The organism is Streptomyces sp. NPDC006487, from assembly GCF_042870555.1.
GTDB lineage: Bacteria > Actinomycetota > Actinomycetes > Streptomycetales > Streptomycetaceae > Streptomyces.
In genome coordinates, this window is the sequence record NZ_JBIAHN010000028.1 from 53,963 (window position 1) to 64,611 (window position 10,649).

Below are 10,649 nucleotides of genomic sequence, written 5' to 3' on the forward strand. Positions count from 1 at the left end.
GACGCCCGCGCCCTCGGCCCGTACCGGCGGCCTCCCATGACGCCCCGCCAGACCTGACGGACCGCCAGGCGGGGCCGCACGACCGGCCAAGCCGGGCCACGAGGGCCCGCGCGGAGCTCAGCCCTGGGCGGGCAGGACGGGAGCCCCGCCGCCGGTTCCCGGCTCCAGCGCGTCGAGCGCCCGCCGCAGCCCGGTGAGCTTGCGCTCCAGATGCGCCGCGGTGGCCACCACCGAGGGGTCGGCCGCCTCTTCGCCGAGCTGCTTGGTCAGCGCCTCCGCCTGCTCCTCCACGGCGGCGAGCCGCGCGGAGAGCTCGGCCAGCAGGCCGGCCGTCTCCTTCGAGCCGTCCACCGCACCGTTGGAGCTGCCGCCCTCCAGCTGGAGCCTCAGCAGCGCCGCCTGCTCGCGCAGTTGGCAGTTCTTCGTATACAGCTCGACGAACACCGAGACCTTGGCCCGCAGCACCCACGGGTCGAAGGGCTTGGAGATGTAGTCCACCGCGCCCGCCGCGTACCCGCGGAAGGTGTGGTGCGGACCGTGGTTGATCGCCGTGAGGAAGATGATCGGGATGTCCCGGGTCCGCTCCCGCCGCTTGATGTGCGCGGCCGTCTCGAACCCGTCCATGCCCGGCATCTGCACGTCGAGCAGGATGACCGCGAAGTCGTCCGTCAGCAGCGCCTTGAGCGCTTCCTCCCCCGACGACGCCCGGACCAGTGTCTGATCGAGCGCGGAGAGGATGGCCTCCAGCGCCAGCAGATTCTCCGGCCGGTCGTCGACCAGGAGGATCTTGGCCTTCTGCACCATGCCCTGTCCTCCTCGCCCCGGCATGGGGCCTCCCCGGCTCCTGGCTCCGGCCTGTGCGCCGGGCCCCGCCCCAGAGGACGGCATCCTTGCGCCGTCCGTCCTTGTGCCGGTCATCGTAGCCCCAGTCCCGAGATCGCCACACCCTGTCACCAAGATGTCACAGCGCACGAAGCGGAAACGTGGTGGAAGGGCAGAAGGTTCCCACGGGAGTCGTCCTCCGCCCGCCCGGTCACGCCCCGGCCCCGCGCATGTGCCCTTCCATGACCGACAGTAGGTAGTCGGGCTCGACGGGCTTGGTCACGTAGTCCGACGCACCGGACTCGATCGCCTTCTCCCGGTCCCCCTTCATGGCCTTCGCCGTCAGCGCGATGATCGGCAGCCCCTCGAACTGGGGCATCCGCCGGATCGCCGAGGTCGTCGCGTACCCGTCCATCTCCGGCATCATGATGTCCATCAGCACGAGCGCCACGTCGTCGTGCTGCTCCAGGACCTCGATGCCCTCCCGGCCGTTCTCCGCGTACAGCACCGCCAGCCCGTGCTGTTCCAGCACACTGGTCAGCGCGAAGACGTTGCGCACGTCGTCGTCCACGATCAGCACCCGCTCGCCGTGGAAGTCGTAGCTCCGCGGCGCCTGGGGCAGCGGATCCTCGACGGCCCACGCGTCCGCGTCGCCCTGGCCGGGCACTTCCGCCCGCAGCGGCGGCTCGGCCATCGCCTTGCGGCGCCGCCGGAACAGCGCCGACGACCCCTGCCCGACCGGTTCCCCGGCCCGCGGCAGCGCCATCGGCCCGACGGGGGGTACGGGGCCCTGCGCGACCGGCGCCGCCGGCAGCTCGGGCCGCACCTCCTCGGCGGACGGGCGGCGGTACAGCTCCCCGCGCGCCCCGCCGGGCGTCGGCGGCGCGTACCCCTGCGGGGGCAGCTCGCTCGGGTGCAGCGGCAGGTACAGCGTGAAGGTCGACCCGCGGCCGGGCTCGCTCGCCGCGTGGATCTCCCCGCCCAGCAGCCGGGCGATCTCCCGGCTGATGGACAGTCCGAGGCCGGTGCCGCCGTACTTGCGGCTGGTGGTCCCGTCGGCCTGCTTGAACGCCTCGAAGATCACCAGCATCTTGCTCGCGGCGATCCCGATCCCGGTGTCGGTCACCGAGAAGGCGATCAGGTCGGCGTCGGCCTCCCGCAGCGAACCGGCCTCCAGGAGCTGTTCGCGGATCGCGATCGGCACATCGGCCCCGGCGGGCCGGATCACCAGCTCCACCGCCCCGGTGTCGGTGAACTTCACCGCGTTCGACAGCAGGTTGCGCAGCACCTGGAGCAGCCGCTGCTCGTCGGTGTGCAGGGTCGCCGGGAGCTCCGGGGAGACCCGTACCGAGAAGTCGAGTCCCTTCTCGGCGGTCAGCGGCCGGAAGGTGGCCTCCACGTAGTCGACGAGCTGGACCAGCGCGATCCGGGTCGGGGAAACGTCCATCTTCCCGGCCTCGACCTTCGACAGGTCGAGGATGTCGTTGATCAGCTGGAGCAGGTCGGAGCCGGCGCCGTGGATGGTCTCGGCGAACTCCACCTGCTTCGGCGAGAGGTTCCCGTCCGCGTTGTCGGCGAGCAGCTTGGCGAGGATCAGCAGGGAGTTGAGCGGGGTCCGCAGCTCGTGCGACATGTTCGCCAGGAACTCGCTCTTGTAGCGCATCGAGACCGCGAGCTGCTCGGCACGCTCCTCCAGGACCTGCCGGGCCTCCTCGATCTCGGTGTTCTTCACCTCGATGTCCCGGTTCTGCTGGGCCAGCAGCTCGGCCTTCTCCTCCAGCTCGGCGTTGGCGGCCTGGAGGGCCTTCTGCCGGTTCTCCAGCTCGTCGGAACGCTCGCGCAGCTGCTCGGTCATCTCCTGCGACTGCTTGAGCAGCATCTCCGTCTTGGAGTTGACGGAGATGGTGTTGACGCTCGTACCGATCATCTCGGCGATCTGGCTGAGGAAGTCCTTCTGGATCTGCGTGAAGGGCTGGAAGGAGGCCAGCTCGATGACGCCGAGCACCTTCCCCTCGAAGAGCACCGGCAGCACGATCACGTGCGCCGGCGGGGCCTCGCCGAGCCCGGAGGAGATCTTCAGGTAGCCGGGCGGGGTGTTCTCGATGAGCACCATCCGCTTCTCCTCGGCGACCATCCCGATCAGTCCCTCCCCCGGCCGGAAGGCGATGGGCATCTGCCCGCCGGCGTACGCGTAACTCCCGCGCATCCGCAGCTCGTACGAGCCGTCCGCGCCCCCGTCGGTCCCGATCTCGGTGGTGCCCCCGGTCGGCAGCGCCAGGAAGAACGCCCCGTGCTGCGCGGAGACCACCGGGGTCAGCTCGCTCATGATCAGCGAGGCCACGTCGTCCAGCTCGCGGCGGCCCTGCATCAGGGCGGAGATGCGGGCGAGGTTGCCCTTGAGCCAGTCCTGCTCCTTGTTGGCCAAGGTGGTGTCGCGCAGGTTGGCGATCATCGTGTTGATGTTGTCCTGGAGGACCTGGATCTCGCCGGCGGCGTCCACGTCGATCTTCAGGTTGAGATCGCCCCGCGTCACCGCGGTGGCCACGGCCGCGATGGCGCGCACCTGCCGGGTGAGGTTCCCGGCCATCTCGTTCACGGACTCGGTCAGATCCCGCCAGGTGCCGTCCACGTCCCGGACCCGGGCCTGGCCGCCGAGGATGCCCTCGGTGCCCACCTCGCGGGCGACGCGGGTCACCTGGTCGGCGAAGGAGGAGAGCTGGTCGACCATCGTGTTGATCGTGGTCTTGAGCTCCAGGATCTCACCGCGCGCGTCGATGTCGATCTTCTTGGTCATGTCGCCCTTGGCGATGGCGGTCGTGACCATGGCGATCTGCCGCACCTGGCCGGTGAGGTTGGAGGCCATGAAGTTCACCGAGTCGGTGAGGTCCTTCCACGTCCCGGAGACCCCGGGCACGTGCGCCTGGCCGCCCAGACGGCCCTCCGTACCCACCTCGCGGGCCACGCGCGTGACCTCGTCGGCGAATGAGGACAGGGTCTTGACCATGGTGTTGACGGTGTCGGCGAGCTGCGCGACCTCGCCGCGCGCCTCGACGGTGACCGTCTTGGTCAGGTCGCCGTTGGCCACCGCGGTCGAGACCTGCGCGATTCCGCGCACCTGGGCGGTCAGATTGCCGGCCATGGTGTTGACGTTGTCGCTGAGGTCCTTCCAGATGCCGGTGACCCCGCGCACCCGGGCCTGCCCGCCGAGGATGCCCTCGGTACCCACCTCGCGGGCCACCCGCGTCACCTGCTCGGCGAAGGACGACAGCTGGTCCACCATCGTGTTCACGGTGGTGACCAGCTCGAGGATCTCGCCCTTCGCGTCGACCGTGATCTTCTTGGAGAGGTCGCCCATGGCCACCGCCGTGGTCACCTCGGCGATGTTGCGGACCTGCGAGGTCAGGTTGTTCGCCATGAAGTTGACGGACTGGGTGAGGTCCTTCCAGGTGCCGGAGACGCCCTTCACCTCGGCCTGGCCGCCCAGGATCCCCTCGGTACCCACCTCGCGGGCCACCCGCGTCACCTGCTCGGCGAAGTTCGAGAGCTGGTCCACCATCGTGTTGAGGGTGTTCTTCAGCTCCAGGATCTCGCCCCGGGCATCGACCTCGATCTTCTGCGACAGGTCACCGCGCGCCACCGCGGTGGCGACCTGCGCGATGTTGCGCACCTGCGAGGTCAGGTTCCCGGCCATGCCGTTCACCGAGTCCGTCAGATCGCGCCAGACGCCGGCCACGCCGGGCACCTGCGCCTGACCGCCGAGCCGGCCCTCCGTACCCACGTCCCGGGCCACCCGGGTCACCTGCTCGGCGAAGGCCGAGAGCTGGTCGACCATGGTGTTGATGGTGTTCTTGAGTTCCAGGATCTCGCCGCGCGCGTCCACATCGATCTTCTGGGAGAGGTCGCCGCGGGCCACGGCCGTGGTCACCTGGGCGATCTGGCGCACCTGGGAGGTCAGGTTCCCGGCCATGAAGTTGACGGAGTCGGTGAGCTCCTTCCAGGTGCCGGACACCCCCTCGACCCGTGCCTGGCCGCCGAGCCGGCCCTCGGTGCCCACGTCCCGCGCCATCCGCGTGACCTGGTCGGCGAAGGAGGACAGCTGGTCCACCATCGTGTTCACGGTGTTCTTCAGCTGGAGCATCTCGCCGGAGACGTCGACCGTGACCTTCTGCGACAGGTCGCCGTTGGCCACCGCCGTCGTCACCTGGGCGATGTTGCGGACCTGTCCGGTGAGGTTGCGGAAGGCGGTGTTCACCGAGTCGGTGAGGTCCTTCCACGTCCCGGCCGCGCCCGGCACCTGCGCCTGCCCGCCCAGTTCGCCTTCGACGCCGACCTCACGGGCCACCCGCGTCACTTCGGCACCGAAGGACTGGAGCTGGTCCACCATCGTGTTGACGGTGTTCTTCAGCTCCAGCATCTCGCCGGCCACGTTCACGGTGACCTTCTGCGACAGGTCGCCGTTGGCCACCGCCGTCGTCACCTGGGCGATGTCGCGCACCTGCGTGGTGAGGTTGCGGAAGACCGTGTTCACCGAGTCGGTGAGGTCCTTCCACGTCCCGGCCGCGCCCGGCACCTGCGCCTGACCGCCGAGCAGGCCCTTGGCCCCGACCTCGCTGGCCACGCGCGTGACCTCGTCCGCGAAGGTCCGTAGCGTCTCGGTCATCTGGTTGATCGTTTCGGCCAGCTGCGCGACCTCGCCGCGCGCGCTGACCCGGACCTTCTGCGACAGGTCGCCGTTGGCCACGGCCGTGGTCACCTGCGCGATACCGCGCACCTGTGCCGTCAGGTTGCCCGCCATCGTGTTGACGGAGTCGGTCAGGTCCTTCCACACGCCCGCGACCCCGGGCACCTTCGCCTGGCCGCCGAGCTCACCCTCCGTACCCACCTCGCGGGCCACGCGGGTCACCTCGGAGGAGAACGAGGAGAGCTGGTCCACCATCGTGTTCACGGTGTTCTTCAGCTGCAGCATCTCGCCGGCCACGTGCACCGTGACCTTGCGCGACAGATCGCCCTTGGCCACCGCCGTCGTCACGAGAGCAATGTCACGCACCTGGGCGGTGAGCCGGTACGCCATCGTGTTGACGGAGTCGGTCAGATCCTTCCAGGATCCGGACATTCCGCGCACTTGCGCCTGGCCGCCGAGCTTGCCCTCGGTGCCCACCTCCAGCGCCACCCGCGTCACCTCGTCGGTGAACGCGGAGAGCTGGTCGACCAGGTTGTTGACCGTCCGCCCGACCTTCAGGAACTCCCCGCGCAGCGGGTGCCCGGCACCCTCCGCGGCCTGGGTGCGCAGGTCCATGCGCTGGTCGAGATCACCCTCGGCGACCGCCGACAGCACCCGGCCGACCTCGGACACCGGCCGGGCCAGATCGTCCACCAGCTGGTTCGAGGCGTCGATCGCGGCCGCCCAGGAGCCCTCGCAGGCACCCGTTTCCAGCCGTTCGCTGAGCTTGCCCTCGCGGCCCACCATCCGCCGCACCCGGGACAGCTCCCCGGTCAGGTGGAGGTTGCGGTCGGCCACCTCGTTGTAGACGGCGGCGATCTCCGCCATCACGCCGTCGCCGGACACCGTCAGGCGTTTGCGGAAGTTTCCGTCCCGCATCGACACCAGGGCCGTGAGCAGCCTGTTCAGGGCCGCGGTGTCGACTTCCGTCGTCACGCCCCTGCGGGAGCGTCCTCCCTTCGGGCGCGTTCCCGTACGCCGCACCGCCGCGCCAGCCTCCACCGTGTCCCTCCCGAAGGGGTCGACCACTGTTCCACCGGGCATCTTGTTCATCAGACTGCGTCCACCTACGCCGTGCCCGTTTCCTGCGTGACTCCAAGCCTGCCCAGTGTTTCACCCCGGCCGAACCTGGCCATAACACTCCGGCACCATCGCACACCGGCCACACCCTGCGGGTGGATTCCCAGACGACGGCACCATGGCGACCGCGAAGGTAAGTAACCTGGCATCCGTTGTCCACCGCGTCGAAGGAGACTTGTGATCACGGCACGGGCGGCTGCCAGTTTCGAACCACAGGGGCGTTCAGTCGCTGCTGCCCGCGCATTCGTCCGCGACACCCTCCAAGGCTGGGGTTTCGCCGACATCGTCGACGACGCGGTGGTCCTCACCAGCGAGCTCGTCACCAACGCCGTGGTCCACGCCGGCACCCGCGCCGAAGTCCTGTGCCTGCGCACCGAGGACGGCGTACGGGTCGAGGTCGCCGACCGTTACCCGGAGCGCGAGCTCCCGCTCCAGCACCCCGGCGACCGCCCGTACGCGGACCCGGACCGGGAGAACGGCCGCGGGCTCATGCTCTGCGCCGCCCTCGCCACCCGCTGGGGCGTCGAGTACACGGCCACGCACAAGCACGTGTGGTTCCGGCTCGACATGCCGGACCGTCCGGTCGGTACCCGCTCCGCGGGACCCGTGGTCCCCGACCAGCTCCTGCCCCTCGCCGACAGCCGGGTCCGCGTCGCCGTCCTCCAGATCGACTCCGCCGGCATCGTCTCCGCCTGGAACGAGGACGCCGAGATCATCTTCGGCCACCTCTCCTCGAAGGCGGTCGGCCGCCCGCTCGCCGAGCTCGCCGCCTGGCCGCAGACCCCCGGCACCGGCACCGGCATCGCCGAGGCCCTGCGCCTGTCCCGCTGGGAGGGGAGCTACGGCATCCGCGGCGCCGACGGCCGCGTCATCCCGATCTACGCCTCCCACCTGCGGGTCCGCGATGCCCACGGCGAGCCCTCCATCGTCTGTCTGCTCGTCCACGACGACGAGCGCGCCCTGCTGCAGAGCCCCGCACGGGTCCCCATGGACGGCGGCCACCTGACCGAGACCCGCCCCGCGGACCCCTTCGAGATCTTCATCGGCTCTCCCGCCCCCGACGACCTCGACGGCCTCCTCCAGCGCACCGTGGAACGCGCCCGCGACCTCCTCGACGCCGACTCCGCCTTCCTCCTCCTCGCCACCGACGACGAGACCGAGCTCGAAGTCCGCGCCACCACCGGTCTGCCCTCCACCCGCCAGCGGTTCGCCCGCGTCCCCGTCGAAGCCGGCACCAACCGGTACGGCAGCGCCCGCATGCCCGCCGTCCACGAGGACCTCATCGTCGTCCCCGGTGCGGTACCCCTCCTCGAAGCCACCGGCATGCGCTCCGCCATCACCGTCCCCCTCAAGGTGGAGGGCCGTCTCACCGGCTCGCTCGGCGTCGCCGCCGAGATCCCCGGCCGCTACTCCAACGACGACGCCCTGCGCCTGCAGTTCGCCGCGGACCGCATCGCCCTCGCCGTGGAATCGGCCCGCCTCGGCGAGCTCGAACGACTGCGCCGCGGCTCCCTCTCCTTCCTGGTCGAGGCCTCCGACCTGCTCGCCGGCACCCTGGACCGGGACCAGACCCTGGCCCTCATGGCCCAGATGACCGTCCCCACCCTCGCCACCTGGTGCGCCGTCTACACGATCGCCGACCAGTCCTCCGACCCGTTCCTCTCGTACGTCCTGCACGAGGACGAGGAACGCATCGACGGTCTCAAGGCCCTGCTCGCCCAGGTCAGCCCGCCCGAGCCGGTCCGCGAGTCCGGCGCCCGTCCCTGGCCCGAGACCTCCCTGGCGGTCGGCGGCGAGACCGTGGTCCTCCCGCTCCTCGCCCGCAACCGCGTCATCGGGATGCTGACCCTCGGCAAGCCCTCCGAGGAGCACTTCCGGCAGGAGATCCTCGAACTCGCCGAGGACCTCTCCCGCCGCGCCGCCCTCGCCCTGGACAACGCCCGCCTGTACTCCGAGCGCACCGCCATCAGCCGCTCGCTCCAGCGCAGCCTGCTGCCGCCCGGCTCCCCCACCATCCCCGGCATCGAGGTCGAGGTCATCTACCGCGCCGCCGGCGAGGGCAACGAGGTGGGCGGCGACTTCTACGACGTCTTCCCGATCCGCCCCGGTGTCTACGGCTTCGCCATCGGCGACGTCTGCGGTACGGGCCCGGAGGCGGCCGCCGTCACCGGTCTGGCCCGCCACGCCCTGCGCCTCCTGGCCCGCGAGGGCCTCGGCGGCCCGGCCGTACTGGAGCGCCTCAACGCGGCCATCCTCGACGAGGGCGACCGCAGCCGCTTCCTGACGCTCCTCTACGGCGAGCTGCACCCCCAGCCCGACGGCGGCGCCCACATGAAGGTCGTCTGCGCGGGCCACCCCCTGCCGCTGCGCCTGCGCCCGAACGGCGAGGTGACCTCCGCCGCCGACCCGCAACCGCTCCTCGGCGTCCTGGACGACCTGGACCTCTACGAGCAGACCCTCACCCTGGACCCGGGCGACGTCCTCCTCTGCGTCACCGACGGCGTCACCGAACGCCGCGAGGGCACCCGCATGCTCGGCGACGACGGCCTCGCCGAGGTCCTCACCACCTGTACGGGCCTCACGGCCGGCGCCGTCGCCTCCCGCGTCCTGCGCGCGGTGGAACGCTTCGCCGCCGAACCCGCCTCCGACGACATGGCCATCCTGGCCTTCCGCATCCCCCAGCAGCGCGACGGCGACTGAACGCCGTCGCGCCACACCCCTCAGCGACGGGGCCCGGCCACCAGGATCATGAAGGACGGGGCCGCCATTTCCGTGGTCCAGGGCGTACGGCTGCCCGTTTCGACGACCGAGTCGCGTCCGCTGACGGACCGGGAAGGCGACGGGGACGGGGAATGGGACGGAGACGGGGAGCCACCATGGGCAGTCACGGCCGTCCTGACCGTGTGGGCGATGTGTCGGATCCGTTCGGTACTCATGAGCGTTCCTCCCGTGGATCGAGGGGCTGGGAACTCCTGTTGATCCCATTGCGCCCCGAACCCCACCCGCGGTCACGGCCCGAAGATTCGGGGCTTGACGGGAAGTCCCGGACCCCCTCACGCACAAAAGGGCCCCCGCCACCAGGCAGAGGCCCTTCCACACCGTCCCTCAGACGCCATCCCGACGCGTCAGGGCGATCCCCAGCACGTCCCGAACGTACAGCTCGACGAACTCGGGCAGCCAAGCCTGACCGGCCATCCGGTCGAAGACCTTCGCCAGCCGGTCGTCCGGCTGATCGGTCAGCAGGACGATCCGCCAGGTGTTGAGCGGCTGCTCGTCCGTACCCGCGACCCCGTGCTGTACGTGGAACAGCGGCTGGCGGTCGTCCGCATGCAGGGGAGCTCCCTGCACGTCGGGGAAGGTCTCACGGCCCAGGAAGGTGACCACCTGCCGGTCGTGGTTGAGGTACGTCTCTTCGAGCACGAGTCCGTACTCGTCCGGCTCGAGCCACAGCCTCTGCCGCGACTGCCTGACGAACTCGGCCCCCAGCTCCGCACCCGCCCGGCCCGGCACCCAGGCGGAGGCTGAGCCCTCCTTGATGACGTTCGGAATGAAGGCACCCGGATTGCCGGCCTTCCGGACCTCCATGTCCCAGATCCCCGCCCGGTCCAGCGCCACCGGCTCTGCAGCGGTGTACCGCTCCCCCAGGATCCGGTTCACGTCCACGGCCGGCAGAACCACCCGTGTATGCCTCTCGTCGGCCCAGGCCTGCTCGAACTCGGCCTCGGCCGGAGTCTGATCCGACATCACGCATTCCTCCCCTTGGACAGCATCCTCAAGATCAACCCGAAGGATACGCAGGAAAGATTCGGGGAACGCAAAAAGGCCCCCGCCAATGGCGGGGGCCTTCTCGTTTTGGAGCCCTTTAACGGAATCGAACCGTTGACCTTCTCCTTACCATGGAGACGCTCTACCGACTGAGCTAAAAGGGCGGGTTGTTCGGCGGCGTCCTACTCTCCCACAGGGTCCCCCCTGCAGTACCATCGGCGCTGAAAGGCTTAGCTTCCGGGTTCGGAATGTAAACCGGGCG

At 70.1% G+C, this 10,649-nt stretch carries 4 protein-coding genes, 1 tRNA gene and 1 rRNA gene; 1 reads left to right on the forward strand and 5 read right to left on the reverse strand.

The annotated features are described in order from the left end of the window. Nucleotides 1-117: 117 nt before the first annotated feature. Nucleotides 118-804, reverse strand: coding sequence for a two-component system response regulator (locus ACFYM0_RS35910; RefSeq protein ID WP_254386099.1), 687 nt, complete (start codon nucleotides 802-804; stop codon nucleotides 118-120). 229 nt (nucleotides 805-1,033) lie between these two features. Beyond that, nucleotides 1,034-6,544 carry a HAMP domain-containing protein gene (locus tag ACFYM0_RS35915; protein ID WP_388509315.1) on the reverse strand — a complete coding sequence of 1,837 codons (5,511 nt, stop codon included), beginning with the start codon at nucleotides 6,542-6,544 and terminating at the stop codon, nucleotides 1,034-1,036. 255 nt (nucleotides 6,545-6,799) lie between these two features. Here ACFYM0_RS35915 and ACFYM0_RS35920 point away from each other — a divergent pair, with 255 nt between their 5' ends. Then, nucleotides 6,800-9,322: a SpoIIE family protein phosphatase gene (locus ACFYM0_RS35920; RefSeq protein WP_388509295.1), complete on the forward strand. Its 2,523-nt coding sequence runs from the start codon at nucleotides 6,800-6,802 to the stop codon at nucleotides 9,320-9,322. A 405-nt stretch (nucleotides 9,323-9,727) separates the two neighbouring features. On the opposite strand, the gene ACFYM0_RS35925 is transcribed toward ACFYM0_RS35920, so the two are convergent. From ACFYM0_RS35925 to rrf, 3 genes are all read right to left on the reverse strand, one after another. After that, entirely contained in the window at nucleotides 9,728-10,366 is a 639-nt protein-coding gene (locus ACFYM0_RS35925) for a hypothetical protein (RefSeq protein ID WP_388509298.1), read from the reverse strand. 109 nt (nucleotides 10,367-10,475) lie between these two features. Continuing rightward, nucleotides 10,476-10,551: transfer RNA gene (locus tag ACFYM0_RS35930), tRNA-Thr, on the reverse strand. Nucleotides 10,552-10,556: 5 nt separating this feature from the next. Further along, nucleotides 10,557-10,649 (reverse strand): 5S ribosomal RNA (rrf, locus tag ACFYM0_RS35935); the annotation flags it as partial.